Annotated in this window: 19 protein-coding genes; 5 read left to right on the forward strand and 14 right to left on the reverse strand. The window is 74.1% G+C overall.

The annotated features are described in order from the left end of the window. Positions 1–8: 8 nt before the first annotated feature. A complete protein-coding gene (locus AB0411_RS06335; RefSeq protein WP_366416073.1) occupies positions 9–512 on the forward strand; it encodes a metallophosphoesterase family protein in 504 nt (167 codons plus the stop codon). Between the two features lie 29 nt (positions 513–541). Here the strand turns inward: AB0411_RS06335 and AB0411_RS06340 are convergent, their stop codons facing one another. Then, entirely contained in the window at positions 542–1048 is a 507-nt protein-coding gene (locus tag AB0411_RS06340) for a mycothiol transferase (RefSeq protein WP_366416074.1), read from the reverse strand. Between the two features lie 592 nt (positions 1049–1640). On the opposite strand from AB0411_RS06340, the gene AB0411_RS06345 reads away from it, so the two are divergent. Further along, the gene (locus AB0411_RS06345) at positions 1641–2249 is read left to right on the forward strand and encodes a CAP domain-containing protein (RefSeq protein WP_366416075.1); all 609 of its coding nucleotides are present in this window, start codon (positions 1641–1643) and stop codon (positions 2247–2249) included. Positions 2250–2357: 108 nt separating this feature from the next. Here AB0411_RS06345 and AB0411_RS06350 read toward each other — a convergent pair whose 3' ends face one another. From AB0411_RS06350 to AB0411_RS06380, 7 genes are all read right to left on the reverse strand, one after another. Further along, on the reverse strand, positions 2358–5219 hold the full coding sequence (locus AB0411_RS06350; RefSeq protein ID WP_366416076.1) for a condensation domain-containing protein: 2862 nt from the start codon (positions 5217–5219) through the stop codon (positions 2358–2360). Further along, positions 5209–7125, reverse strand: a complete 1917-nt coding sequence (locus tag AB0411_RS06355) for a non-ribosomal peptide synthetase (RefSeq protein ID WP_366416077.1) — start codon at positions 7123–7125, stop codon at positions 5209–5211. The genes AB0411_RS06350 and AB0411_RS06355 overlap by 11 nt, the downstream gene beginning before the upstream one ends. Beyond that, complete coding sequence (locus AB0411_RS06360) at positions 7122–9047, reverse strand: non-ribosomal peptide synthetase (protein WP_366416078.1); 1926 nt, start codon at positions 9045–9047, stop codon at positions 7122–7124. The genes AB0411_RS06355 and AB0411_RS06360 overlap by 4 nt, the downstream gene beginning before the upstream one ends. Beyond that, positions 9044–12232 (reverse strand): non-ribosomal peptide synthetase, encoded by a 3189-nt coding sequence (locus AB0411_RS06365; RefSeq protein ID WP_366416079.1) that lies wholly within the window; start codon positions 12230–12232, stop codon positions 9044–9046. Before AB0411_RS06365 ends, AB0411_RS06360 begins: the two co-directional genes overlap by 4 nt. Positions 12233–12378: 146 nt before the next feature. Further along, positions 12379–13674 carry a non-ribosomal peptide synthetase gene (locus tag AB0411_RS06370; RefSeq protein WP_366416080.1) on the reverse strand — a complete coding sequence of 432 codons (1296 nt, stop codon included), beginning with the start codon at positions 13672–13674 and terminating at the stop codon, positions 12379–12381. Between the two features lie 106 nt (positions 13675–13780). Next, positions 13781–15097 (reverse strand): MFS transporter, encoded by a 1317-nt coding sequence (locus tag AB0411_RS06375; RefSeq protein ID WP_366416081.1) that lies wholly within the window; start codon positions 15095–15097, stop codon positions 13781–13783. Between the two features lie 354 nt (positions 15098–15451). Then, entirely contained in the window at positions 15452–16027 is a 576-nt protein-coding gene (locus tag AB0411_RS06380) for a TetR/AcrR family transcriptional regulator (protein WP_366416082.1), read from the reverse strand. A 152-nt stretch (positions 16028–16179) separates the two neighbouring features. On the opposite strand from AB0411_RS06380, the gene AB0411_RS06385 reads away from it, so the two are divergent. After that, complete coding sequence (locus tag AB0411_RS06385; protein ID WP_366416083.1) at positions 16180–17256, forward strand: agmatine deiminase family protein; 1077 nt, start codon at positions 16180–16182, stop codon at positions 17254–17256. Between the two features lie 75 nt (positions 17257–17331). Here the strand turns inward: AB0411_RS06385 and AB0411_RS06390 are convergent, their stop codons facing one another. The 4 genes from AB0411_RS06390 to AB0411_RS06405 are packed head-to-tail and all read right to left on the reverse strand — an operon-like array spanning position 17332 to position 22871. Further along, positions 17332–18153 (reverse strand): class I SAM-dependent methyltransferase, encoded by an 822-nt coding sequence (locus tag AB0411_RS06390; RefSeq protein WP_366416084.1) that lies wholly within the window; start codon positions 18151–18153, stop codon positions 17332–17334. Between the two features lie 22 nt (positions 18154–18175). Continuing rightward, entirely contained in the window at positions 18176–19498 is a 1323-nt protein-coding gene (locus tag AB0411_RS06395) for an MFS transporter (RefSeq protein ID WP_366416085.1), read from the reverse strand. After that, positions 19495–21504, reverse strand: coding sequence for a PEP/pyruvate-binding domain-containing protein (locus AB0411_RS06400; RefSeq protein WP_366416086.1), 2010 nt, complete (start codon positions 21502–21504; stop codon positions 19495–19497). Before AB0411_RS06400 ends, AB0411_RS06395 begins: the two co-directional genes overlap by 4 nt. Beyond that, positions 21501–22871, reverse strand: coding sequence for an ATP-grasp domain-containing protein (locus AB0411_RS06405; protein WP_366416087.1), 1371 nt, complete (start codon positions 22869–22871; stop codon positions 21501–21503). Before AB0411_RS06405 ends, AB0411_RS06400 begins: the two co-directional genes overlap by 4 nt. A 331-nt stretch (positions 22872–23202) precedes the next feature. Here AB0411_RS06405 and AB0411_RS06410 point away from each other — a divergent pair, with 331 nt between their 5' ends. Both AB0411_RS06410 and AB0411_RS06415 read left to right on the forward strand, forming a co-directional pair. Then, positions 23203–24486 carry a helix-turn-helix transcriptional regulator gene (locus AB0411_RS06410; protein ID WP_366416088.1) on the forward strand — a complete coding sequence of 428 codons (1284 nt, stop codon included), beginning with the start codon at positions 23203–23205 and terminating at the stop codon, positions 24484–24486. Between the two features lie 219 nt (positions 24487–24705). Then, positions 24706–25104 carry a hypothetical protein gene (locus AB0411_RS06415; protein WP_366416315.1) on the forward strand — a complete coding sequence of 133 codons (399 nt, stop codon included), beginning with the start codon at positions 24706–24708 and terminating at the stop codon, positions 25102–25104. A gap of 142 nt (positions 25105–25246) precedes the next feature. Here the strand turns inward: AB0411_RS06415 and AB0411_RS06420 are convergent, their stop codons facing one another. Both AB0411_RS06420 and AB0411_RS06425 read right to left on the reverse strand, forming a co-directional pair. Then, positions 25247–25636 carry a hypothetical protein gene (locus AB0411_RS06420; protein WP_403146603.1) on the reverse strand — a complete coding sequence of 130 codons (390 nt, stop codon included), beginning with the start codon at positions 25634–25636 and terminating at the stop codon, positions 25247–25249. Positions 25637–25765: 129 nt separating this feature from the next. Continuing rightward, a complete protein-coding gene (locus AB0411_RS06425; RefSeq protein WP_366416089.1) occupies positions 25766–26641 on the reverse strand; it encodes an HpcH/HpaI aldolase/citrate lyase family protein in 876 nt (291 codons plus the stop codon). Positions 26642–26643 lie beyond the last annotated feature (2 nt).

Consider the following 26643-nt stretch of genomic DNA (forward strand, 5'->3'; position numbering starts at 1 on the left):
GGGACCCCGTGCGACTGCTGCTCGTCTCCGACACCCATCTGCCCCGGCGCGCCAAGGCACTGCCGCCCCACCTGCTCGACGAGGTGCCCCGGGCGGACGTCGTCGTCCACGCCGGCGACTGGGTCGACACCGCCACGCTGGATCTTCTGGAGGCCCGCGCCCGGCGGCTGATCGGGGTGTACGGCAACAACGACGGTCCGGAGCTGCGGGCCCGGCTGCCCGAGGTGGCCTACGCGGAACTGGCGGGGGTCCGGCTGGGCGTGGTGCACGAGACGGGTCCCGCGCAGGGGCGGGAGCGCCGGTGCGCCGAACGGTTCCCCGACCTCGATGTGCTGGTCTTCGGGCACAGCCACATCCCCTGGGACTCCACGGCGGACGGCGGGCTGCGCCTGCTGAACCCGGGGTCGCCGACCGACCGCCGCCGGCAGCCGTACTGCACCTATATGACGGCGGAGTGCGCGGCGGGCCGGCTCACCGCGGTGGAGCTGCACCGCCTGCCCCGCGGCGGATGAGGCCGCGGTGAGGGGGCGCGGGCCGGTCCTCAGCGCCCGAGCAGGCCGCGGACGTAGGCGGCCTGTCCGGCGTGCTGCAGATCGTCCGCGACCACGCTGACCAGGCGCACCCCGAGGGTGACGGGCGGCGTCCAGGCACGGTCGACGACCCGCTTCATGTCCTTGTCGTCGACCCCGGCGAGGTACTGCACGGTGTTGTCGTGGACGGCGCCGTGATAGTCGGTCAGCAGCTGTGCGCTCAGGCCGCTGACGGCCTCGACGTCCTTGCCGGAGTGACCGTAGCCGGTGTCGTCGGCGGGGAAGGGGAGCCCGAAGCGGTCGTACCAGCCGTCCGACGTCCAGACCTGCTCGGTGCCGGCGACCCCGGCGAGGTGGTCGTCCTGGATCCTGGTGAGGTGCCAGACCAGCCAGGCGATCGAGTTGGCGTCGTCGGGGCGGGTGCCGAGCTCGTCGGGGTCGAGCCCGGTGACGACGTCCTCGACGACCTCGCGGATGCGCCCGAAGGCATCGACGAGCAGATCCGTGCTGGCGTTCATACAGGGCTCCTTTGCGGCGACGGAGGTCTTCGCGCGGAAGGTCCGCGGATACCGGTACCGGTGGGCCGAGGTGTCGCGCTCCGGTGGCGGTCGGGCACCCGGAGGGCGTCGGCCCCGGCAGCCCGCCCATGGTCGCAAGCCGGCCCCGGGATTCGCTGCTGGGCAGGCCGAGAGGAGGGAATTTCCCGGATTCCTGGGTGGTCGCGCGCTTCCGTACGGAGGGGAGTCTCCGGGAGGCGGCGGGCGTCGCGGCCGGTGCGGAAGAGGAGCCGCCGCCGGGAATGGGGCTGGGGTGTGCGGGAGAAGTCGGTGCCGGAACTGGTCCGGTATGTCGAAGAATCCCGCTGCCGATGCCGAATGCCCGGGCGGGGTGGTATCGACAGCTGATGCCCCCCTGATTTCCCAGCTCACGGCGGAGATTGTTGCTGAACCAAGGCCCGCGAGGGCGCCCGGTTCCGTTCTCTTGTTACGGTAATCCGGCTCCTGGGAGCGCCCCTTCGCACGACCGGATTCCTCTCCGGTGAAGGGATGGCGCGTGGAATGCGACGTGCCCTCTCCCGGGTATCTCCCCCCACGCATGGAGACTATTTAGTTGAATACGAAATACTCGTCCACGCCTGCGCGCGGCTCCCGCGGCGCCCCTCCGCCGCGGGTCCGCAGGGTTCCTCCTGCCATCGTTGTCTCGGCCGGTGCGCTCATCGGCGCGCTCGCCGTGCTCTCCTCCCAGGACGACGCGAAGGCGACCGAGTACACGGGGTCCCCGGATCCGGCGCCCGCCTCGTCCGCCGCCGAAAGCCCCACCGCCCGGCCGGACGCACCGCGGGCCGGCCGCGACGAGGCGGAGGCGCTCCGGCTCGTCAACGAGGCGCGTGCGGAGCACGGTTGCGAGCCGTTGCGACGCGAGGCGCGCCTGGCGGAGAGCGCCCGCCAGCACAGCCGGGACCTGGCCGCCCGCCGCGCCTTTGCCCACCGTGCCCCGGACCGCGCCGAGCCCGGCGCACGGACGGCGGCCCCGGCGGTCCACGACGCCCGGGCGGAGAGCGCCGCGGCGGCGGAGCCCGAGCACGCCGTCGACGCCTGGATGGACAGCCCGGAGCGCCGGGCCGACCTCCTCAACTGCTCCTTCCACACCACCGGCGTGGGCGTCGCCTTCGACGGGAAGCACCGGGCGTACTGGACACAGGACCTCGCCCGCTCATAGACCGCCGCCGCCCGCCGCGGCCCGAGCGGGCCGCGGCGGGCGGCGGAGGGGAGAGCACCCGGTGGCCGGGGGGCCGCCGGGCGTCTCCGCCCCGGCGCGCCGTGCCGTTCAGTGCGCCGACGGGTCGACCATCGACGCCAGCACGGCGCGCCAGTCCTCGCCCGGCAGCGCGCGCAGGGCCGGGGCCAGCCGGTCGGCGCGGTAGTGCCAGCGGTGATCGAGGTCCGGGTGCACCTCGTCCGTCTCGCGTATCTCGCTGTCGCTGCCGAGCAGTTCGGTCAGCCCGGTGGCGAGGTCGTGCCAGGAGAGGTGCCCGCTGACGGCGTTGGCGACGCCGTGCACGGGGGAGTCCAGCGCGGACACCACGGCCCGGGCCAGGGCCGCGGCATGCACCCACGCCGCGCCGTACCACGCATGACCGTCCGTCCCCGGCCGCGGCAGGCCGATCGGCCGCCCCTCCCGCGCCGCCTGGTAGAGGACGCCGGTCGCACCCCAGCGCAACTGGTCCCGCAGCCGCTGGTGCGCCCCCCAGACCAGCGGGGAGCGGACGGCGCTCGCGCCGCCCCGGCCCCCGTCGCCGGCCGCGCGCAGCAGCAGCCCTTCGCAGTCGACCTTCGCCTGTCCGTACCCGCTCAGCGGCCGGCGCGGCGCGGACTCCTCCGCCACCCACGCGCCGGCCGGGTGCCCGTAGGCGTCCACACTGCTGACGAAGACGAACGGGCCGCGCGACCAGGCGTCGACCATCGCGGTCATCGCCGCCACATCGACGTCGGGACGGGTGAAGGTGCAGGCCGCGTGGAGGACCGCGTCGGCGCTGTCGACGGCCTTGCGCAGCCCGTCCAGATCGGTGAGGTCGCCCTCGACGACGTCCACGCCCTCCGCGGCGACCAGGTGTGCCGACTCCGGGCGGGCCAGCGCCAGTACGGGACGTCCCCGGGCGGCCAGTTCGCGCAGCACGAACGCACCGACACCGCCGGTGCCGCCGGTGACCAGGACCGTGCCCTCGCGCGAGCGCCGCGGCCGCGAGCGGGGGGCCGACGGTGCGGCGACGCGCTCCGCCTCCCGTGCCTCCAGCAGGGCGGTGACCGCGCGCGGGGTGCGGGCCTGCATGATGTCCAGGCCGGTCAGCGGCAGTTTCAGGGCCTGGCGCAGCCGCTCGGCGAGCTGGACGGCGACCAGCGAGTGGCCGCCGAGGAGGAAGAAGTCGTCGTCCGGTCCGGGCGTGTGGCCCAGGAGGGCGGTGAACCCTTCGGTCACGGCGTCGGCGTGCGCCCCTTCCGGCGCGGGGGCCGCGGGGAAACCGGGGAGCCGGGCCGGGTCCGCCGCGCCGTCGGCCGTGCGCGGCAGGGTGTCCAACAGGGTCACCGCGGCGGGTACCAGCTCCGGGGCCAACTCCGCGCGCAGAAGGGAGCGGAGCTCGGCGGGTGACGGCCCGCCGATGCCGCGCAGCACGGCATACGCGAGCAGCGGGCCGCCGGCCGGGGCGACCACGGCGGCCTCGGCCACCTCGGGGTGCGCGCGCAGCAACACCTCGGCCGGGTGCCCGCCGGCCTCCTCCCGCGGCGCGGGCGGCGCACCGGGCAGCCGGGACAGCCGGCGGGCGGGCTCGTCCGCCACCGCGGTGAGCAGGGCGGCGTAGTGCGCACCGAGCGCGGCCGCCGCCTCCTCGTCCAGCGCGGTCCGGCTGTACTGGACGAGACCGGCGGGGGCGTCGGTGTCCACCAGGCCGAAGGAGAGGTCGAACTTGGCCTCGCCGGTGCCGACATCGACGTAACTGTCCGTCAGTCCCGGCAGCCGCAGCGTGGCGGGCTCGCCCAGGACGTCCGCGGTCACCCGGATCAGCGCGGTCCCGTCCGCGTCGCGGGCGGCGGCGCCGAGGCGCTCCAGGATGAGGTCGAAGGGCACCTCGCGGTGCTGCTGGGCCGCCAGCAGCGCGTCCCGTACGCGTGCCACCAGCGTGCTGAAGGACGGGTCGTCCGCGGTGTCCACCCGGACCGGGAGGGTGTTGACGCACAGCCCCACCAGGCCGCGCATGTCCGCGCCCTGCCGGTGGGTGCCGGCGACCCCGATCACCAGGTCGTCCTGGCCGGTGAACCGGTGCAGTGCGGCGAAGGACGCGGCGAGCGCCACGGTGAACAGGGTGGCCCGGTGCTGCCGGCCCAGCGCGCGCAGGGCGGCCGGCACCCGCGGGTCGAGCGGAACCGTCCGGGTGCCGGCCGGGCGGGTGCCGGTGTCGGCGGGCGGTTGCGCGGGGCGCGGCAGACGCAGCGGGGACAGGCCCTCGAGGCGGTCGGCCCAATGGGCGAGGCCCTGTTCGAGACGGTCGGCGGCCGCCTGCTCGCGGCGTGCGAAGTCCGCGTACTGCGGCGGCGCGGGCCGCTCCTCGACGGCGGTGCCCCCGGCGGCGGCCGCGTAGTCACGGGCCAGTTCCCCGGCGACGGTGTCCAACGAAGGTCCGTCGATGGCGATGTGATGGAACGTCAGCAAAACGGTGTGGTCCTGCTCCCCGTGCCGCAGGACCAGGGCGCGCGGAAGAGGACCGGCGGCGAGGTCGAAGGGGCGGTGCGCCTCTTCGGCCAACAGCGCATCGGCGCCGTCCGGGTCCGTGTCCACGACGCGCGGCGCGATCGTTTCCGGGGCCGGCAGCACCTCCTGGTACGGCTCGCCGTCCCGCTGCCCGTACCGGGTGCGCAGGATCTCGTGGCGGCTCACCAGCGACGTCAGCGCGGCGGCCAGCGCGTCGAGGTCGAGCGGGCCGCGCAGCCGGGTGGCGAAGGGCACGCTGTACGAGGCGTCGCCGTGACCCAGCCGGTCCATCAGCCACATCCGGCGCTGGGCGTGCGAGAGCGGGGCGGGCCCCTGCGGGAGGGGTGCGGGAGCAGCAGCGGCGGCGGGGCGGCCGGCGCGGGAGCGCGCCCGGCGCAGCAGCTCCTCCTGGAGCGCCGCGGCGGAGGGGGTGTCAGTGGCCATCGGTGTCCTCCGGGGCGCCGGGGTGCAGATCGCTGTGCGCGGCGAGGAGCGCGCGCTCGACCAGCGCGGCGTGCCCCGCCACCGTGGGGGCGGCGAAGAAGTCGGCGAGCGTCAGCTCGACGCCGAGCTCCTCGCGCAGGTCGTCGGTGACCGCGAGCGCGAGCAGCGAATGCCCGCCCAGCGCGAGGAAGTCGGCGTCCGGACGTGTGACCTCACGGCCCAGCGACCGGCCCCAGACCTCGGCCACGGCCTGCTCCAGCGGACCCAGCGGCCCGGCCGGCGCGTCGGGCCCGTCCGCGGTGACCAGGTCGGTCAGCGCGCGGCGGTCGACCTTCCCCGAGGCGGTGAGCGGCAGCGCGTCGACCACCTGCACCTCGTCGGGGACGAGATGGGCGGGCAGGGCCGCGGCGAGCCGGTCCCGCAGGGTCTCGGGGCGGGGCACCGGTCCCGGCGCGGCCACGACGAACGCGGCCAGGCGGGCGTCGTCGGGGGAGGGGCGGTGCACGGTCACCGCCGCGTCCGCCACCTCGGACTGCTCCCGCAGAGCGTGTTCGATCTCCGCCGGCTCGATCCGGAAGCCACGGATCTTCACCTGGTCGTCCGTCCGCCCGTGGAAGTCCAGGGTGCCGTCGGGACGCCGGGAGACGAGGTCGCCGGAGCGGTAGAGACGCCCCAGTTCGGGGTGGTCGCAGAAGCGCTCGGCGGTCAGCTCCGGCTGCCCGGTGTAGCCGTGCGCCAACCGGCTGCCGCCGATCCACAGTTCGCCCAGCTCCCCGTACGGAACCGGTCGGCCGCCGTCGTCCAGCAGGTGCACGGTCGCCCCGGCGATCGGCCGGCCGATGGGCACCTGGCCGTCGCAGTCGGCGAGGGTGACGCGGTGGGCCGTGGTGAAGGTCGTCGCCTCCGTCGGCCCGTAACCGTTGACCAGTTCCAGCCAGGGGAAGGCCTGGAGCACCTCGCGGGCGTGGTGCGCGGACAGCGCCTCACCGCCCACGACCACCGTGCGCAGCTGCGCGAAGATCCGCGAGCGGCGGCCGGCCAGCTGGTGGAAGAGCGCGGTGGTGAAGAAGGCGACGCTCACGCCGTGGCGTTCCACCTGCCGGGCCAGGTCCTCGAACGAGGGTCGCTCGGTGGTGCACACCACCACGGCGGCCCCGTTGGCCAGGGCTCCCCACACCTCGAACGTCGAGGCGTCGAAGGTCATCGGCGAGTGGAAGAGCACCCGGTCGCGGGAGGTGAGGGTGAGGTACGCCGGGTCACAGACCAGTTCGGCGATCGCCCGGTGCCCGATGGCCACGCCCTTGGGCCGGCCGGTCGAGCCCGAGGTGAACATGATGAACGCCGCGGCGTCCGGCGCCGGTTCGGCACCGGGCAGGTCCCCGCCGTCCACCAGCGGCTCACCGGGCAGCGCGAGCGTGGCACCGGAGAGGGCAGCCGACTCCAGGAGCTTGCCGTCGCCGACGGTCAGCGTGGCGCCCGCGTCGGCGGCCAGCGCCTCGGAACGCGCACGCGGATGGGCCGGATCGAGCGGTACGCACACCGCGCCCGCCCACCACAGCGCGAGCTGGGCGACGACCGTACGGGCGGAGCGCGGCATCAGCAGGGCCACCGAGTCGCCCCGGCGCACACCGTGCTCGCGCAGATGGGCGGCGAGCGCCCGGGCCGAGGAGACGAGCTGGGCGTAGGTGAGCGTGGTGTCGCCGTCCGCCACGGCCAGGGCCTGCGGGGCCCGCGCGGCGTGCCAGGCCACCAGGGCCGCAGGACCGGCCGCGGCCGCGGGTCGTGCGGCCGCCGGAGCGGACGCGGTGCGGTCACCGGACGGGGCGCGCCCGTCCTGCGGAGTGCCTTCGGTGGGCACGGGGCCTTCCTTCCGGGTGTCGGGGGAGAGCGGGCTCAGGATGGTCATCTCAGACTCCTGCCGGCTGCCGGGCGGTGCGGGGTGTCGACGAGCAGCGCCACCGCGCGCAGGTTCGGCTGGCGCAGCAGCTCGGGGGCGCGCAGCCGGATCCCGCTCTCCTTCTCGATGACGGTCAGCAGCCGGGCGGCGAGCAGCGAGGTGCCGCCGGCCCCGGTGAAGCTGTCCGTCAGCGCGAGCGCGGGCCGGGCCAGCAGCTCGCGCGCGGCGCTCAGCACCAGCCGCTCGCCGGGGGTGGCATCGGCCGGCAGTTCGCCGCCGTCCGCGGGGACGTCGCCCGGGCCGGTCCCGTCACCGGTCGCCGCCCGCCGGGTCAGCTCGGCCCGGTCCACCTTGCCGTTGGCGTCGAGCGGGAAGGAGTCCACGATCCGTACGTCCGAGGGCACCGCCTGCTCCGGCAGCCAGCCGCGTACGGCGGACAGCAGCGCGTCCGCGGTGAGCACCGCGCCCGGCGCCGACCGGACGTACGCCACCAGGCGGGGGCGTCCTTCGGCGGTGCGCGGCGCGGTGACGACGGCGCCGAGGACCGCCGGGTCCTTCTCGAACGCGGCCTCCACCTCGGCCGGTTCGATCCGGACCCCGCTGATCTTGACCTGGTCGTCGAGCCGGCCGAGGAACTCCAGCTCCCCGTCGTCCGGCATCCGCACCCGGTCCCCGGTGCGGTACAGGCGCTCCACTCCCGGCAGATCCAGGCCCTCCGGCACGGCACGGAAGCGGCGCGCGGTCAGCTCGGGGTCCAGGTAGCCGAGCGCCAGGGCCCCACCGCCGATGAGGAGTTCACCCTCGGTGCCCCGTGCGACGGGCCGGCCGTCCGGGTCGGCGACGACCACGGTGACGCCCGGGAGGGGGCGGCCGATCGGCGGCGCGGCATCGGTGCCCGCCGCGCTGTCCGAGCCCTGCATGGTGTGGACGGTGGAGATCACGGTGGCCTCGGCCGGACCGTAGGCGTTGTGGACGGTGGTGGTCACGTCCTTGCCGGGCCGGCGCCGCATCCGGTCACCGCCCACGAACAAATGACGCAGCGCCAGGTCCTGCGGCCAGGGCCGCTCCAGCAGCGGCTCCACCATCGGGGTGGCCGCGACGCACACCGACACCGCGGACTGCCGCCACCAGTCGGCCAGCACCATCGGGTCCCAGCGGACCTCGTCCGGCGCGGGCACCAGCGCCGCCCCGGACGTCAGTCCGGCCCACAGCTCCAGCAGATGGGGGTCGAACGCGACGCCGATCAGCAGGGACTGGTGGTCGCCGGGGCCCACACCGCTCGTGGTGCGGTACCAGTCCAGCACCGCGGCGAGCGCGGGCTCGCCGACGGCCACCGCCTTGGGGCGGCCGGTGGAGCCGGAGGTCAGCACGGCGTAGAACGTCCCGGCGGGCGCGGAACGGGCCGTGTCGCCGGACGCGGCGAACGCCGCCACCACCGTGGCGGTGGCGTTGGCGCCCTCGCCGGGCAGCGCCAGCGGCAGGTGCTCGGCCGACCGGTGCCGGGGCGGCAGGATCCCCGGGTCGCCGATCAGGCAGACGACGTCGAGGTCCTCGGTGACCGCTTCGGTGCGGCGCTCGCCGGGGCGGGGGCCCATCGGCAGGTAGACGGCGCCGATCCGGGCGAGCGCGACGGCGGTCACCACCAGCGCGGCCGAACGGTCGAGGCAGACACCGACCAGGTCCCCGGGCCCGACCCGGCCGCGCAGGGCCCGCGCGACCTCGTCGGCGGCGGCGTCGATGTCCTGGTACGTCCAGCGGTGGACACCGTCGATCACCGCGGGGGCCTCGGGGGAGTGCCGGGTCCACTCCTCGAAGCGGGCGAGCACTCCGCTCGTCCCCTTCGCGGCGGGGGACGCGGTGCGGGCGATGCTGAGCGTGCCGGCCGCGGGCGTCGTCGGGGCCGCCGTCGTGGCGGTCATCGGCTGGGTCATCGGGACTCCGTCACAGTGGTCGAGGCGGCGGGGGCGGACACGGCGGGGGTGCCGACGGCCGTGAGCGCGGTGGCCTGGTCGGCCAGCACCGGGTTCTGGAACAGCAGCCGCAGCGGCGGACGCTGCCCCAGCCGCGGTTCGAGCCAGGCCGCCAGTTGCGCGGCGAGCAGCGAATGGCCGCCCGACCGGAAGAAGTCCGAGGCCGCGTCGAAGCGGCCGTGGCCCAGCGCCTCCCGCCAGCCCTCGGCGAGCAGCTCCGTCATCGGGTCGGACGGCAGCTCGGCGGGTGCCTCCCGGCTCTCCTCGACGGGGACGGCCGGCTCCAGCGCGGCGGCCCTGCGGGTCAGCGCGGTGCGGTCCGGCTTGCCGCCGGCCAGCCGCGGCATGGTGTCGAGCGACGCCCAGCGCCCGGGGACCAGGGCGCTCGGCAGCCGGCGGCTCAACTCCGTGTGCAGGGCCTGCTCGTCCCACGGCGCACCGTCGTCCGCGCTCTCCAGGAAGCCGACCAGCCGGGGCCCGCCCGCGGCGTCACGGTCCAGGACCACGGCGCACGACCGGCCGCCGAGCGCGGCCGAGGCGGCGGCCTCCACCTCCTCCAGTTCGATGCGGTAGCCGCGCAGTTTGACCTGGTGGTCGCGTCGTCCCAGGAAGTACAGCAGCCCGTCGCGGCCGCGGTAGCCGAGGTCGCCGGTGAGGTAGACCCGTTCGCCGCCGAGGGCCTCGACGTCGATGAAGCGGGCGGCGGTGGTCTCCGGGTTGCCGACGTAGCCCTCGGCCAGCCCGGCCCCGGCGATGGCCAGTTCACCGACCGCGCCGTCCGGCAGCGGCCGGTGGTGCGCGTCCAGGACATGGATCCGTTCGCCGGGCAGCTCGGTGCCCAGGGGGATCTCCGCACCGTCGGTGAGGCCGTCCCGGGTGATCTCGTGGACGGTGGAGCTGATGGCGGCTTCGGTGACGCCGTAGACGTTGAGCACGGTGCTGTCGCTGTCGGCCAGGTACGCCCGCATCACGTCCGCCGGGAGGCGCTCACCGCCGAGCACCAGCAGCCGCGGCGCCCACTGCCCGTCGCGCAGCACCGGCCGCATCTCCTCGCGGGTGGCGAGGAAGTAACTGGTCGGCAGGTTGGCCACGGAGACCCGGGCGGAGACCAGCAGCGCGGCCAGCTCGGCACCGGTCGGCACCTCGCGCTCGGGGACCACCAGGCAGGCCCCGGCGTACAGCGACGGCAGCACCTCCTCGAGGGCCACGTCGAACGACGGCTGGGCGAACAGCAGCACCCGGTCGCCCGGGCCCAGCCCGAACCGGTCGGCGGCGCCCGTCAGATGGTTCTCCAGCGCCGCCCGGCCGACGGCGACCGGCTTGGGAACGCCCGTCGAGCCGGAGGTGTGGATGATGTAGGCGGCACCGGGCACGGCCTCGGCCGACCGCGCCGACGGCAGGACCGGGGCGTCGACGGTGGCCGTCGGCAGCCCGCCGGGAAGCGTGACGGGGGCGTCCGCCGAGGTCAGCACCAGCGCGGGGCCCAGCCGGCCCAGCAGCAGTTCCAGGCGGGCCGGCGGGTCGGACGGCGACAGCGGGCAGTACACCGCCCGGGTCCGCAGGCAGGCCAGCAGCGCCACGACCGAGTCGGCGCCGCGGGGCAGCACGGCCGCCACCGGCTGCCCGGCGCTCACCCCCGCCGCCCGCATCCGCCGCGCCAGCGAGGTGACCCGGGCGTCGAGGTCGCCGTAGGTGATCCGGCGGGCGCCGATGAGCAGCGCGGGCAGGGACGCGTCGTGCGCGGTGGCCGGGTCCAGCGGATCGTGTTCCGGGGCCGGCGGCGCGGCGGCCGGGAGGGCCTGCGGCGCGGCCGGCGGCGCCAGGTCCGCGAGGGCGGCGCCGGGGGCGTCGAGGTAGGCCCGCAGCAGGTCCAGGAACCGCCCGGCGAGCAGCTTCGCCACGTCCTCGCCGAACATGTCGGCGTCGTAGTCCCAGACCAGGGTCATTCCGGCCGCGCCGTGCCGGAGGCTGACCCCGCGCCGGTCGTCCGGCAGCAGCACCACGTCCAGGTCGAAGCGGGTGGTGCCGGTGTTGAAGCCCTCGAACAGGGTGATGTCCAGGCCGGGGACGTCGATCTCGGGCAGCTCGGCGTCGTGGGCGCTGAACATGACGCTGAACAGCGGGTTGTCGGCGCCGGAGGTGTGCAGGCCGAGCGTGCGGGTCAGCTCCTGGATCGGCACCTCCTGGTGCGGCAGCGCACGGATGAGGGTGTCGGTCACCTCGTCCATGGACTCCTCGGCCGGGGCCGCCGGATCCAGCCGGAGCGCGAGCGGGATGGTGTTGACGAACATGCCCACCGCGCCCTCGAAACCGCGCGGGCGGTTGCCGACCGCGGTGCCGATCACCATCTGCGAGCGGCCGCTGTGCCGGCGCAGCAGTTCGGCGAAGAGCCCCAGCAGCGTGGCGAACGGCGTCAGCCCGCGCTCACGGGCATGGGCGCGCAGCGCCTCCGCCAGATCCGCGCCGATCGACTGCCGCAGCTGGCCGCCGTGGTGCCGGCGCCGGGAGCCGGGCCGGGTCAGGCCGGGCAACGGCATGTCGTAGGACATGTCGCGCAGTTCACCGGCCCAGAACTCCAGGCCGTCGCGGCGCTCCCCGCTCTCCTCGTCCCGGGTGCTCGTCCGGACGTGGTCGGCGTACGAGGGCGCGGGCGGCAGCTCCACCGGCTCGCCCAGGACGTGGCCCCGGTAGACGCTGAACACGTCGCGCAGCAGGATCGCGAACGAGTGGCCGTCGTGGATCAGATGGTGCTCGACATGGACGAGCCGGTGCCGGTCCTCCGCGAGCCGGACCAGTGTCCAGCGCAGCAGCGGCGCCTCGAAGGTGTCGAGCGGGGTCTCCGCCTCGGTGCGCAGCAGCTCCTGGAACGCGGCCTCCGGGTCCGCCTCCCCGCTCAGGTCCACCGTGTGCAGCCGCGGCACGCAGGTCTCGGAGACCCGCTGCCCGGGCATCGCCCCGTCGACGGCGACGAGTTCCAGCCGGAGACCGGGGTGCCGGTTGAGCGTGGCGGCGAGGCCGCGGCGCAGCGCCTCGGCGTCGAGCGTGCCCCACAGGTCGAGTGCGGCGGTGAAGTTGTAGGCGCGGCTGCCCGGTTGCACCTGTTCGTGCAGCCAGACGATCTCCTGCGAGGAGGAGAGCGGAAGCATGGGCGGTCCCTGAGGTTGTCGGGGCGGGTTTCTCCGGCCGGGGCATGGTCGGGCCCGGCCTGTGGGGTGGCAGGAACCGGCCGTGGATCGCGCGGCGTGGTCCTGCAGTGGTGGAAAGCGTGTGCGGGGCGGGGCCCCGGGGCGGGTCAGCCGGCTGTCGGCGCCGGGGTCCGCAGCGCGCCGGCGAGCGCGGTGAAGGCGCTCTCGGCGGTGTCGTCGGGGAGGATCGCGCGGTCCCACACCATCCGCAGGTGCAGCTGCGGACCCTGGGTGACGGAGACCGCGAAGGGGCCGCGTACGGCCCTGCCGTCGACATGGATCTCCCGGCCCGTCACACCGCCCAGCCGCAGCGGGGGGTGGCGCCGGGAGTCGTCGACGGTCAGCATGCCGTCGAGCCGGCCGGTCCAGCCGGAGCCGGCCGCGCGGGCGGCGTGCACCACGGCGTCGAAGGGGGTGGCGGCATGGTCCAGGTCGTCCCACCAGGCTTCGGCCGTCGCGGACGCCGCGGGTGCGTCACCGGTGGCGGTCGGGAAGACCACGGTGTTGAGGAAGCAGCCGAGCACCGGTGCGGCGGCCGGCGGCCGGCCGCCCCACGGGTAGCCGAGCGGCACCACGTGGCCCGCTCCGAACAGCACCGCTGCCGCCGCCCGGCAGGCGTCGAGCAGCTCGGGGAAGGGCACCCCGGCCGGCGGCGCGGGCAGGCGCAGCGCGGCCGACCCGCCGGGCGCCGACCCGGGGGAGAGGGACTGCGGCCGCGGCGCGGGCGCCTGCTCGCGCATCGCGCGCAGCCGTTCGCCCCAGTACGCCATCGCCGCCGGTGCGCCCGCGCGCTCCTCCGCGTCGAGCTGGAGCAGTACGGCGTCCCGGTAGACGGCCAGCTCGGCCGCGACCTCATGGGCCGAGGGACGCTCGGCGCCGGCCCCTTCCTCGTAGGCCGCGCCGAGTTCCTCGACGATCCGGGCCAGCGACTGGCCGTCGCAGGCGGTGTGGTCCAGGACCACGGCGAGCACCTCGTCCGCGCCCCCGGGCCCGTCCTGCGCCAGGAACAGCCGCAGCGGCGGGCCCTGCGGGTCCCAGCCGGCCAGGGCGCGACGCAGCACGGCGGCCGCGTCCTCACCGGGCGCGCAGGTCAGCCGGGTCACGGGGACCTGCGGTTCTTCCGGGCGGAGCGCGGGGGTGCCGCGCAGCACGGTGAGCCGGGAGCGCAGCACGGGGTGCAGGGCGGCGAGCCGGGTCGCGGCCGCCGCGAGGCGTACGGGGTCCACCGTGCCGTGCGGGAAGGCGAAGAACATCGGCACGAGGTCCGGCCGGCCGTCGGGGTCCATGGCACGCACCAGCGCAAAGCGCCGCTGGGCGCCCGTGACGGGCAGCAGGGCCGGTGCCCCGTCGCCGGCGTCGAGCCGCCGGTAGCGGGCCAGGTACTGGCTCGTGATGCTGAGCACGTGGTCCTCTCTGACATCGGGCCTGCCTCGCGGAGGGCGACGCAGGAAAACGGGCCCTGGTACAAGGGCCGGTGGAAAGGTCGGGGACGGGCGCGGTGGCCGGTCGTCAGCCCAGGGGCGCGGGCTCGGCCGTCCCGGTGGCACCGGTGGTGGCGTCCTCGGTGTCCGCGGCCGGCTCCGTGCCGGGCAGGTCGCGCATCCGTCGCAGCGGGGAGAGCAGCAGCGGCAGCGGGACGGCCAGGAACCCGGCCGCACACCACACCAGCGCCACCCGGGCCCCGAAGGCATCGGCCAGGGCGCCGCCGGCCAGCGCGCCCAGCGGCAGGGTGCCCCACATCAGGAAGCGCAGCGTGGCGTTCATCCGGCCGAGCAGCCGGGGCGGGCACAGGGACTGACGGAAGCTCACCTGGGCGATGTTGTAGACCACGGCGCCGAAGGACACCACACCGCAGCCGAGGGCGAACAGCGCCGCCCCCGCGCCGCGTCCCGACAGCGGCCACAGCAGCGCGAACGGGCCGGTGACCAGCGCGGACAGCCAGATGATCCGGGCCTGGCCGAGCCGGGCGGCGAGCCGGCCGGCGCACAGTGCACCGGCCAGGCCGCCCAGGGCCGAGGCGGCCAGGACGAGGCCGACCACTCCCGGCGCCAGCCCCAGCACACGGACCAGGAAGACCGACTGCGTGGCCATCAGCAGCGCGGTGAAGAAGTTCCCCAGCGCGGTCGTCACGGCGATCACGCGCAGCAGGCGGTGCTGGAAGACGAAGCGCAGTCCCTCGCCGATGTCCCGGCGCAGCGAGGCGTCCGGCCCGCGCTCGGGAAGGCTCTCGGGCCGCTTGATGCCCCACAGGAACAGCGCGGAGAGCGCATAGCCGACCGCGTCGGCGACGATGGCCAGGGCCGCGCCCAGCAGCTGGACGAGCCCGCCACCGATCCCGGGCCCGGCGACCTGCGCCGAGGAACGGATCGTCTCCAGTGCCCCGTTGCCCGCGACGAGCTGGTCGCGGGGCAGCAGCTGGGGCAGGAAGCTCTGGTGGGCGACGTCGAAGAAGACCGTCGCCACGCCGGTCACCAGGGCGACGACGTAGAGCTGCGTCATCGTCAGCACGCCGGTGACGGAGGCCAGCGGGATGCTCGCCATCGCCAGGGCCCGCACCACATCGGCGCGGATCATCAGCGGCAGCTTGCGCATCCGGTCGACCCAGGCCCCGGCCGGCAGCCCGACCAGCAGGAACGCGGCGGTCTCCGCGGCGGTGAGCAGTCCCACCTGGAAGGCGGGCGCGTCGAGCACGAGCACCGCGACGAGCGGGAGGGCGACCAGGGTGACCTGGGCGCCGAGTTGACCGGCCGCGGCACCGGCGAGCAGGAGGCGGAAATCGCGCAGACGCAGCGGGCTGCCGGCCGCGGGTCGGGGTATGTCGGGCATGCGTCGACCATGGCTGACCGGTCGATCAAGGGTCAAAACGCGATGCACACTTTCGGTCGCGTTTCTTCACCATTTACACACCAGAACAGAAAATTCTCCGCCAGATTCCGGCAACGACCGGATGACCGCCACATGTTGACGCCCCTTGTAGGGAGGGGATTCCACGGCGGCGACGGGGTGGGGCCGGGTGAGCATGCACAGAGGGTCACGTGCCGTAATCCGACCGAAAACAGTCGTCGATGTCCTCTTATTGGCCGAAGAGCTCAGTTCCTCCGCTATGGCGCGCTCCACGGCAAACGGCCCGGCCCCGCAGCCATGACAGCCGCGGGGTCGGGCCGGCCGGTCCAAGTCCCCTCAGGCGGGGCGGAGTTCCGCGTCGACGGCGCCACGGATCAGCTCGTGGGCCCGCTGGAGCGAGGTGGTACCGCTCAGCCAGCGCTCGCTCACCCCCTCGACCAAGGCGGTGAGCCGCTCGGCCGCCGCCCGCGCATCGACCCCGGAGAGCGCCGGGTCGGCCTCCCGGGCCCGGTGTATCAGGCCGGCGAGGTCGTCGTTCCACTCGCGGGTCGCGGTGGCCAGCAACTCCCGCAGGTCCGGGTCGAAGACGGCGGTGGCGCGCAACTCGCCCCACGCCGCGCTGTTCTCCCTGACGTCGGGGGCGTCCTGCAGTTCCCGCAGCAGGATCTCGGTCAGCTGCGTACGGGGATCGTCGGAGACGTCGAAGGCGGCGTCGGTGTAGCGGACCGCGCGCCGGTTGATGAACTCCAGGGTCCGGCGCAGCAGTCCGGTGCGGTCCTTGAAGTGGTAGTAGATCAGGGCGGTCGAGACGCCGGCCTCCGCTGACACCTCCTCCACGCGCAGCCCGCGGACGCCGCGCCGGGCGATCAGCCGGGCGGCGGCTTCGAGGATCTGGGTGGGCCTGTCCGGCATCGCATGCTCCCGCGGTCCGAGGAATCAAGGTGGCTCGGGTCCGATCATGCCCTACTATCGTCCTGACCAAAATTTCAGTCAGGGGGCTGATCGTGGACATATCCCGACGTCAGACACTGCAAGCGGCGGTCGTCGCGGCCGTAGGAGGAGCCTTGGGTGCCTGCGGCACACCGGACGGCGGCCGGGCGTCGAGCGCGGCGCGCGCCGTTCCCGCGGGCGCGAAGCCGTCCGGCGGATGGCGGCTGCCCGAGGAGGCCCATCCGCACCAGGCGACCTACATGGCGTGGCCCACCCGCCGGATCTGGGGGCCGGACGCCGACGGCGTGCGCGCCGACATCGCCCGCATCGCCCGTACGATCGCCGAGTTCGAGCCGGTGGCCCTCCTCGCCAACGGGCGGGACGTACCGGCCGCCCGGCGGGCCTGCGGGTCCGGGGTGGAGGTCGTCCCGGTCCCGGTGGACGACCTGTGGATGCGGGACAGCGGGCCCGTCTTCGTCCTCGGGCCCGACGGCATCGCCGGTGTCGACCTCAACTTCAACGGCTGGGGCGGCAAGCAGGAGCACGGCCGCGACAGCCGGGTAGCCCGCGCGGTCCTCGACGACCAGCGCATCGCCAGGATCGAGGCACCGATCACCGCCGAGGGCGGAGCTGTCGAGGGCGACGGCCGGGGGACCCTGATGGTGGCGGAGAGCTCTCTCGTCAACGGCAACCGCAACCCCGGCGCCTCCCGCGACGACATCGAGCGGGCGCTCAAGAAGGTGTTCGGTGCCACGACGGTGATCTGGGTGAAGGGCGTCAAGGGCAAGGACATCACGGACTATCACATCGACGCGCTGGCCCGGTTCTCCGAGCCCGGCGTCGTGGTCCTGAGCACCCCGGCCGCGCACGCCCGCCCCAACGAGTTCACCCCGGCCTACCGACAGGCCCGCCGGGTCCTGGAGCGGGCCGTCGATTCCCGGGGGAAGCGGCTCGACGTCGTCGAGCTGCCCGAGCCCGCCGACATCGGACGCCGGGGGAAGGGGTTCCTGGCCTGCTATGTGAACTACTACGTGGTCAACGGCGGGGTCGTGATGCCCCGCTTCGGCGACCGGAAGGCCGACAGCAGGGCCGCGGGCATCTTGCGGGAGCTGTATCCGGGGCGGGAGGTGGTGGCGGTGCCCGTCGACCACCTCGGCGAGGGCGGCGGCGGCATCCACTGCTCCACCCAGCAGCTCCCGAAGAACGGCTGAACGCCACCGCCGGGGGCCCGTCACGCCACCGGCCGCGCGGCCGGGCGCGGCAGCCGTCAGGGGCTGCGCGCCCGGTCAGCGGCGCCGGCCGCGGGCGCTCTCCTCGGTCTTCCACCCCCAGGCGGTGAGCATCCCGGGGGACAGACCGGCGCCCCCGTGCGACGACAGCGTCCGCAGGCCCTGCTCGATGCCGGCCTCGTCCACCCGCCCCGTCGCCAGCAGGGCGCCCCGTGTACGGCCCCACGTATCGGCCCAGAAGCGGCTGATCGCGCTGCCCGGCACCAACGGGGGGACGTGGATCTCGGCGGCCACCTCGCACAGTCCTTCCTCGTGCAGGAGCTGCGGGTAGTCCGGGACCCAGGAGATGTCCGTGCCGATGGTCTCCCGCAGCGCCTGCCACATCGCCCGCATCACCGTGGTGTACGGGGTGCTGGGCGCGGTGGCGCTGGTGAGGTCCACGGCGTCGCTGAGCACCAGCACACCGTCGGGCGCCACCAGCGACGCCAGCTTGGCGATCATGCGGCGCCAGGAGCGCAGATGCATCAGGACGAACCGCGCGTGCACCAGCTGGAACCGGCCGGGGTCGAAGTCCGGCGCGGTGATGTCGGTGTCGAGCGCCGTCAGGCCGGGTGTGCCGTCGGCGGCGAGGAACCGGGTGTCGCGGTCCACCGCGAGCACCGTCGTGACCCCGGCCGACTCCAGCAGCCACCGTGCGAGGGTGCCGGTCCCCGCCCCCACGTCCAGGCAGTTCCAGCCGGGACCGGCGCCCAACGCCGTCAACCGGGCGGCGCTCACCTCGTCGTAGGCGAGCGCTCCCAGGTCGATACGACCGGCCTCGCCGGTCTCCTCCGGGCGGAACAGGCCTTCGCCGTAGCGCCCGGCACCGGTACCCCGCACGTCCCCAGTATGACGGCGACCCTCAGGGGTTTCCTGCTGTGGTGACCAGCTCGGGGACCGGCTCCCCGACCGGCCGCTTGCGGGGCCGTCCCGGGACGCGCCGCAGGACCAGCTGCAGCACCAGCATCACCACGCCGGTCACCACCGCGCTGTGCCACAGCAGCGCGTCCAGCCGGCCCGCCGAGAGGTAGGCGCCGGCGGCCACGGCCGCCAGCGCGCACACGGCCCGGTCCACGATGCTCTCGACGGACAGCAGCGTGGCCCGCGGCGCACCCGCCGGAATGGCGTCGTTCACCAGCTTGCGCTGGAGCGGATAGGCGAAGCCGGTGACCGCGGCGAACACGCACAGCAGGGCGATCACGGTCCAGGGACCGCCGAGGGTGCTGCCCGCCAGCGCGGCCGCCATCGCGAGGCTGAGCAGCGAGACCCAGGCCACCGGTGACAGCCGCGAGCCGAGCCACTGCGGACGGGCCGAGGCCACCGCCTCCGCGACGGTCATGGCGGCCAGCACACCGCCGTGCGAGCCCTCCGGGATGCCGTGGTCCAGCAGCACCGGCTGGAAGAGGTTGACCTGGCAGATCCGGGAGAGCGTGAAGACGGCCACGCCCTGCACCATGAGCAGGGCGAGCCACGGCGTGGCCCACACACAGCGCAGCGCCGTGGCGGCGTCGCGCAGGAATGTGAGCCCGCCGCGCGCCGGCTGCCCGGCCCGGTCCCGGCCGGCGGGCGCGGCGTGCCGCGGCAGCACCACGGCGCAGACGAGCGAGCCGGCCGCGCTCGCGGCGCTCAGCAGATACGGCGTGGGGTGCGCCAGGGCCATCAGCGGACCGACCAGCGGCCAGCACAGCACCTTCGCGGCCAGCCCCAGCGCCCGCGCCTGCCCCTCGGCCTTCAGGTAGTGCTCGCCCGCGCCCTCGGCCGCCAGGCCGTCGTAGAGGTAGGCGCTGGCGGCGCCGGAGGTCAGCGAGCGGCCGGCGGCGATGGCCAGGAAGTGCACCAGGAAGCCGGTGTAGCTGGGGGAGAGGACCGGGGCCAGGTTCGCCGCGGTCATCACGACGGCGCCGGCCCGCAGGCAGTTGCGGGCACCGATCCGGTCGGCCACCAGCCCGGTCGGGATCTCGAAGAGGCAGAACGCGATGTAGTAGATGCTCTGGATGCCGAAGATCTGCCCGTCGGAGAGCCCGGCCTCCCGCTGGTAGGCGTAGAAGACCGGCATCCACCACAGCAGGTTGAACAGCAGCTGGAAGCCGTTGTTGAGGCGGATGATCCGGCGGGCCCGCGGGGTCAGGGCGCCCGGGGCCCGGGGGTCACGGGCGCCCCGCAGGCCGCTGAACGGGCGGATCACAGCGCGTAGGGGCGGATCTGGACCAGGCGGAAGTCCCCCTGATCGGTCATCAGCCATTCGATGTCGAGCGGATGGTCCACGTCGCCGTCGCTGAAGTGGGACTGCAGCAGCCGCCCGGTCAGGGCCAGCCGGGCGAGCTTGTCCCGGGTGCCGACGGGCAGGTCCTTGCCCGTCGAGCCGAGCGCGACGGTGCGGCCGCCGCCCTCGACCGTGTTGTACAGGTACTGCAGCGGCAGCGTGGTGCCGTCGACGACGGTCTCGGGCGAGCCGGGCGAGCAGTTGACGTAGACATTGCGGAAGTCCGTGCGCCGGGTCGGGTTGCAGGTCACCAGCACCCCGCCGAGGTCCGCCGGCACATACCGCTGGATGATCACGCCCATGTAGGTGTCGTCGAGGGAGATGCCCGCCTGGTGGCGCAGCCGGACGCTGCGCGGCGACAGCAGGGAGGCCCACACCTGGCGCACCGCGTCCAGGAGTTCGTCCTCGCCGTGCACGGTGCTGACCGAGTCGTAGACGCCGGCCGCGGAGAAGCCGGGCAGGTCCTCGGCGTTGGAGGAGGAGCGCACCACGAGCCGCTGCCCGTCGGGGCCGTCGGGCAGCGCCTGGGTGATCTGCCGGGTCACCTCGTCGGGCATGGGGGTGTTCCGGATGAGCTGCTGGAGGTGCAGGCACAGCGCGTCCAGGACGTCGACGGCGTCGAGTTCGAGGGCCATCTTGAGCTTGCCCAGGCCCTGCTGCACGGCCGGCGAGGACGTCAGGAAGCGGTGCTGGAGGGCGAAGGGCAGGGCGATGCCGTCGGGCGCGGCGATGGTGCCGGCCACGAAGTCGGCGGCCAGGTCCCGCAGTTCGGCACCCGACGCGTCCGGGACACCCAGCCGCGCCGCGAGGTGGCCGTAGAGGTCGTTGCGGGGCGGCCGCGGCTGCCCGTAGAAGGTGGTCAGGTCGGCGGAGCGGCTGTCGAGGACGTGGTGGAGCTCCCCGAGGTTGGCCGCCTTGGTGCCGTACCGGTCCTGGTCGGCGCGGCGCAGCCGGTGCAGGAACAGCGCGGGGACGTCCTCCAGCAGCGGCGGCTCCATCCGGATGCGCTGCTGGTGCCAGGCCGGGGCGTCCAGCTCCGGGACGTGCGCCAGCGGGACCAGGCTGATCTCGTCGTCCTGCACCCGGTAGCGCACCCAGGCGCCGTCCAGGTCGTCCGCCTCCACGAGACGGTCCAGGTCGCGGACGATCGCGTTGGGGATGCCCCAGCCGGAGGCGAGGACATTGGTGTGCGAGAGCGGGGTACCCGGCGCGGTGTTGAGGAAGCCCGCCACCCGCGGCACATCGTCCGGCAGCGACGCCATGGCCACGATGTCGGACCAGCCGAGCCCGTCGGCCTCGGCCGCGTACTCCTCCGGGGTGCGGAAGTAGCGCAGCCGTCCCACGGCCTCGCCGGGGTTGAGCGGGGTACGGGTGCGGTTGCCGAACAGCTCATGGCCCAGGATCCGCGGCACGTGGACGTCGCTGATCGCGGCGAGTTCGTGCTCCTGGCCGTGGTTCGCCGGCTTCAGCAGCAGCGGCAGCCGGCCGTCGACCCGGTGGCGGACGAAGGTGTAGAACTCCTCCAGCAGCCGGCCGTTCATGGTGTCGGCCTCGGTGGTCTCCAGGACCAGGAAGGGCCGCTCCCGGCCCTCGGCGTCCTCGTCGGTGTGCAGCGAGAGCACACCCAGCAGGAAGCGGCGCTCGGGGTCCATGTAGACCGAGGCGTTGAACGCGTCCAGGCAGGAGTCCAGGTCGGCGAGCTCCATGCCGAGGACGCGGGTGGCGATGTAGTTGACGTGGAACGGGTGGGCCGCGGTGTCCAGCAGGTGCCAGGTGTTCTCGATGCGGTCCACCACGACCTTGAGGTACGGGTGACCGGCCAGGACGCCGGAGAGGGTGCGGAACAGCGGCAGGGAGAGGTTCTCGCCGATGACGGTGCGGTCGGTGACCGGTCCCGGCGCGCCGGAGGGCAGGAGGGCGGTGGTCATGACTGTGCCTCCGTGGTGCCGTGGGGGAGGACCTTGGGGAGGGCGTCCACCAGGGTCCGGAAGTCGCGGATCACGGTCTCCGGGTCGGCGGCGGACAGCAGGCACAGCGCCGCCATGGTGTTGGCGCCCGCGGCCGGGTCGTACACCGGCACCAGCGTCCCGTCCGGCAGCGAGTTCTCGGCCACCACGGACAGCCGGCTGCCCGCGCTGACGGGCACCGCCTCGCGCACCGTCGGGAAGTCCCACAGACGCCGGTCCGGCCAGGCCTCACCGGCGCCGTCGACGGCCAGGACGACCAGCGACCCGGCCGCGCCGTCCGCCTCCTGCGGGGTGCGGGCCTCGGCGGGCCAGGAGACCGGGCGCCCCAGCAGGTGGTCGGTGAGCATGCCGATGAGGTCCAGCCCGAAGACCTCCTCGATCTGCGGGACGGTCATCGCCCCGCCGAACCGGGCGGCGGTCTCGATCACCCACATCCGCCCGTCGGCACCGAGCTTGATCTCGGTGTGCGTACCGCAGTTGCGCAGCCCCAGCGCGTCGACCGCGTCGCGCGCGAGGGCGACGATGCGCCGCTGGGCGTCGTGCGGCAGGGCGGCGGGGGTGATGCCGGCGCGCTCGGTGAACGGCTCCACCGTCGGCATGCGTCCGCTCAGGCACACCGGGCGGAAGTCACCGTCCACGACGACGCCTTCGACGCTGACGTAGTCGCCCCAGCCCTCCTGGTCGAACCACTCCGACGCGGTGCCCTGCACGATCTCCTCCACGAGGAAGTCCGCCCCGGCACCGGCCACATGGAGTTCGGCGTAGCCCAACTGCGCGGATTCGGCCATCACCTCCCGCGCCCGCGCCCAGGCCGCCGGCACCTCGTCGGGGCGGCGGATGATCCGGTGGGCGGTGGATCCGGCGCTCCAGGCGGCCTTGAGCAGCAAGGGGAAGCGCAGCGCGGCGGCCGCGTCGTGCAGATCCTGTTCGGTGGCGACGGGTCGGAAGCGGGGCTGGGATATGCCCTGGTCCTGCCAGGTGCGCCGCATCATCCTCTTGTCGCGGGCGAGTGCGCAGGAGCCGCCCGCACCGGCGAGGCCGAGCTTCTCGCAGGCCTCCGCCACGGCGACGACCGCGTACTCGGAGAAGGTGACGACCGCGTCCGCGCCCACCGCCTGGGCCCGGGAGACGATCAGGGACACCAGGTCGCGCCGTTCGGGTTCGGAAGGTCTCAGCACCGAGGCGCACAGCCGGTCGGCGGACGCGGCCACGGTGGGCGGGAGCGCGCTGAGCGCCAGCAGGTGCACTGCCGACCGTGCGGCGACCCGTGACAGGGCGTACCCCAAGGGCGGACCGCCCTTGGCATACACGAACAGCACCTTGCTCACTGGAATCCGACTCCTCTTCATACGGGTATGGACCAAACGGCCGAGGACGCCCGGAACTCACATCCGGACGCCGTGCTTCAAGCGAAACAGCCGTGCGGCTCACGGTTCCCCGCATCGGGCCGCAACCGCTCAGGCAAATGCCAGAGTTGTGGAACCCGTTGATCAACGGTGAAGGTTCCGTGATGCCGTATGGCGGCCGTATCGGAGGGGAGGTGCGCGGACGCGCCAGATCGGCCGAGAACCGGGCATGTCGCGCAACGCTGGGGGATACCTATGGCCATGGCGCGCCGTCCAAAACCATTGAACTCTTCACCACAAAAAGGGGCCCGTCGTGGACGAGACCAGTTTGAAGTCGCTGCTCGAACACCTCCCGGTGTCCTGGTGGGAGGCCGACCGTGAGCTGCGCGTGATCGACAGCGGCGGTGGCGCCTTCGACGACACGGGGACAGCCCAACGGTTCCTCGACGCCGTGCGGAGCGAACTCCCCGAGCCGGCCGCAGCACCGGAATCCAGCCATTGGCAAGCCCAGTTCGACGGTCGTGTCTTCGATGTGAACTGGCCCCTCGGCGTACCCCGGCAGGGCCGCTCCCGAGGCCTGGCGGTGGAGGTCGCCCCACGCGCCCCCGCCGTCCGCCGCTACGACGCCTTCGCGGACCTCGCCCCCGCCGCGGCCTTCATCCGGGACGGCAGCGGGCGCTACCTCTGGGCGAATCACGCCTACGCCCACCTCTACGGCACCACACCGGAACACGTCATCGGCGGGTACGTCACGGACATCGACGGCCCCGCCGACTCCTCGCAGGTCCTCGCCCTGGACCAGGAGGTGCTGGCCCGCGGCAAACCCGTGCGGCACACCCTGACCTACCACCGTGCCGACGGCACCAGCGGGCAGGCGGTCGGCCACCGCTTCCCCGTCAGGGAAGGCGGCCAGACCTGCGTCGCGGGCATCTATGTCGACATCAGCGACTACACCCGTGCCCTGCGCCAGCGCCGGGAGGCCGAGGAGAGCCTGCACGCGCTGCGCGACCACAGCGGACTGGCCTGCGCCCTGATCTCCGCGGGCGGACGGATCCAGCAGGCGAGCGCGGCGGCCGCGGAGTTGCTGCAGACCCGGCTCTCCGACCTCGTCGGCCGCCGCGCCCACACGATGCTGGCGCCCGCACCGGAGTTAGGGGCGCTACGGCGCGGCTGGCACGACCTGATAGCGCGCCGCAGCCGGCGGATCCAGACCTCCGCCCTCTTCCTGGACGCCCGTGGCCGGCAGCGCCGCGCCCGGCTGCACCTCACGACGGTCGGCCGGAGCGCGCACCGCGCCACCAGCGTCTGGGCGGTCGTCACCCACCACGGACTCGCCCACGAAGCCCACCCGGCGCTGACCGCCAGTCAGATCCGCATCCTGTCCCTGCTGGCCGCCGGCCGCAGCAACGCGGAGATCGCCACGTCCCTGCACCTCTCCCGGCAGACCGTCGACTACCACCTCAGCCGCCTGCGCGACCTCCTCGACGCCCCGACCAGACCCGCCCTCGTCGCCCGCGCCTACGTCCTGGGCATCCTCGACCCCCAGACCTGGCCGCCGCGTTCGGCCACGGCCTGCCATCCGCACAGCACCACCTAGGGACGGCCGCCGCGCCCCGGCCCGCGGGCAGCGGACACCGGAGCGCCGGAAGGGCCCGGACGGCCCGTGCGGCCATGCAGATTGTTGGGCCACCCGGCTGATTGTGGCCGACGGGCGTTTTGCTCCCCGCGGGTTGAACGACGCTGCGGCCCGACAACGGCAGCACGATACGTCTGGCAGCAGAAGGATGAAGAGGCGAGGAGCGTCGTGAGAAGAATTATGCGGGCGGGAAGCGTCGTCGGGGCGTGCGGGCTGGTGCTGCTCGGCGGCGGGGTCGCCGAGGCGGTGACGATTCCGGAATCCCTGCTCTCGGCAGTGGCGGACGCCGATGTCGGCAGCGTGACCGGCACGGTCCAAGGCGTGGTCTGCAACAACCGCCTCGGTCAGGTCCACTACAAGTCGCCGGTGCTCGCCTCGCCCCACGCCTGTATCAACGGGCCGGTGAACAGCGGCAACAGCCTCAACAGCGGCAACTTCATCAACCACGGAAACCCGAACAACAGCGGCAATCTCTCCAACACGAACGGAACCACCAACGGCGCCAACTCCGTCACGGGCGCTTCCACGGGGAGCTCCAACAACGTGCAGCGGATCCTCGGCGGCCTGCTCTTCCACTGATCCGCAGACCTGCGCCGACGGGCCCGGTACGTCCGAAGGCCCGCACACGCTCGCCCGGCGGATCTCCGCCGGGCGAGCGTGGTTTCCGCGTCGGCATCCGCACCGGCCCCGGGCTCCGGGGCCGGTGCGGATCAGCGTGCCGTCACAGCTTCTGGCTGCCGTGGTGGCCGACGTGCTGCATGTTGTTGCTGGACTTCTTCGCGGAGCCGGTGGTGCCGCCGCTGTCGTCGTTGGTGTTTCCGTTGGTGTTCTTCGGGCTGCCGCTGTTGCTGTTGGAGCCGGAGACATAGACGTTCTGCGCACGCCCGGGATTTCCGCTGAGCACCGGCCCGTTGATGCAGAACCTGGCCCGGGGCCCGCAGTTGAACCTGGCGTCGAAGCGGGCGACGGTGTTGCTGTTCGAGACCCCGTCGCCGCCGGACCCGGCCCACGCCGGGGTGGGCGCGGCCCCGCCTGCGGCCAGGAGCAGGCCGCAGGCGCCCGCCATCACGAAATTGACACGTGCCGTGTTCTTCACAGTGTGCTCCTGCACCTCATCGATGGTCCCCGGATGTTGGTATCCCGGATGCCCGCATCCACCTAGCAGGAGCAGCGGCCCGCCTCACATGTTCACCCTGTCCGATTATGGGATTCACCGGGACGGCCCTGGACGGGCGCGTCCCTACCCGCGCCCGTCGAGCGCCTCGGCGAGGGCGAGAATCCGCCGCGCGTCCTCGACGTGCAGGTTCTCGATCAGCCGGCCGTCGACGGTGACGACGCCGCGTCCCTCGCGGGTGGCCTCGTCGAACGCGTCGATGATCTTCCGCGAGCGGGCGATCTGTTCCGCCGACGGGGCGAACACCCGGTTGCAGGGCTCGACCTGGGACGGATGGATGAGCGTCTTCCCGTCGAAGCCGAACTGCCGGCCCTGGAGGCACTCGGCCTCGAACCCCTCGGGGTTCTTCACGTCGTTGTAGACGCCGTCCAGGATCACCTTGCCGCTCTCGCGGGCCGCCAGCAGGGCCAGCGACAGCCCGGTCAGCAGCGGCGCCCGGCCGGGGACGTGCTCGGCGTGCAGCTCCTTGGCCAGGTCGTTGGTGCCCATCACCAGCACGGTCAGCCGTTCACCGGCCGCGGCCACCGCACGGGCGTCCAGCATCGCGCGCGGCGTCTCGACCATCGCCCACAGGGCGGTGTGGTCCGGAGCGCCGGCGGCCTCCAGCGCGCGCTCGACCTCCCGCACGGTCTCCGCGGACTCCACCTTGGGCACCACCACCGCGTCCGGACCGGCCTCGGCGGCGGCCCGGAGGTCGTCGGCGTGCCAGGCGGTGCCCGGCGCGTTGACCCGGATCGTCACCTCGCGGTAGCCGTACTCGCCGGAGGCCGCGGCGGCCGCGACCCGCTTGCGGGCGTCGGCCTTGGCGTCGGGGGCGACGGCGTCCTCCAGGTCGAGGATCAGCGCGTCGGCGGGCAGGGACTTGGCCTTCTCCAGTGCGCGCTCGTTGGCACCGGGCATGTAGAGCACGGAGCGGCGCGGCCGCAGGATCGCGTCGGACACGG

The organism is Streptomyces angustmyceticus, from assembly GCF_040701845.1.
GTDB classification, from domain to species: domain Bacteria; phylum Actinomycetota; class Actinomycetes; order Streptomycetales; family Streptomycetaceae; genus Streptomyces; species Streptomyces angustmyceticus_A.

Coding starts and splice junctions, on each gene's coding strand:
- AB0411_RS06340 (WP_366416074.1), bottom strand. CDS start 1,048: ATGAACGCCAGCACGGATCTGCTCGTCGATGCCTTCGGGCGCATCCGC.
- AB0411_RS06350 (WP_366416076.1), bottom strand. CDS start 5,219: ATGGCCACTGACACCCCCTCCGCCGCGGCGCTCCAGGAGGAGCTGCTG.
- AB0411_RS06355 (WP_366416077.1), bottom strand. CDS start 7,125: ATGACCATCCTGAGCCCGCTCTCCCCCGACACCCGGAAGGAAGGCCCC.
- AB0411_RS06360 (WP_366416078.1), bottom strand. CDS start 9,047: ATGACCCAGCCGATGACCGCCACGACGGCGGCCCCGACGACGCCCGCG.
- AB0411_RS06365 (WP_366416079.1), bottom strand. CDS start 12,232: ATGCTTCCGCTCTCCTCCTCGCAGGAGATCGTCTGGCTGCACGAACAG.
- AB0411_RS06375 (WP_366416081.1), bottom strand. CDS start 15,097: ATGCCCGACATACCCCGACCCGCGGCCGGCAGCCCGCTGCGTCTGCGC.
- AB0411_RS06380 (WP_366416082.1), bottom strand. CDS start 16,027: ATGCCGGACAGGCCCACCCAGATCCTCGAAGCCGCCGCCCGGCTGATC.
- AB0411_RS06400 (WP_366416086.1), bottom strand. CDS start 21,504: ATGACCACCGCCCTCCTGCCCTCCGGCGCGCCGGGACCGGTCACCGAC.
- AB0411_RS06415 (WP_366416315.1), top strand. CDS start 24,706: ATGCGGGCGGGAAGCGTCGTCGGGGCGTGCGGGCTGGTGCTGCTCGGC.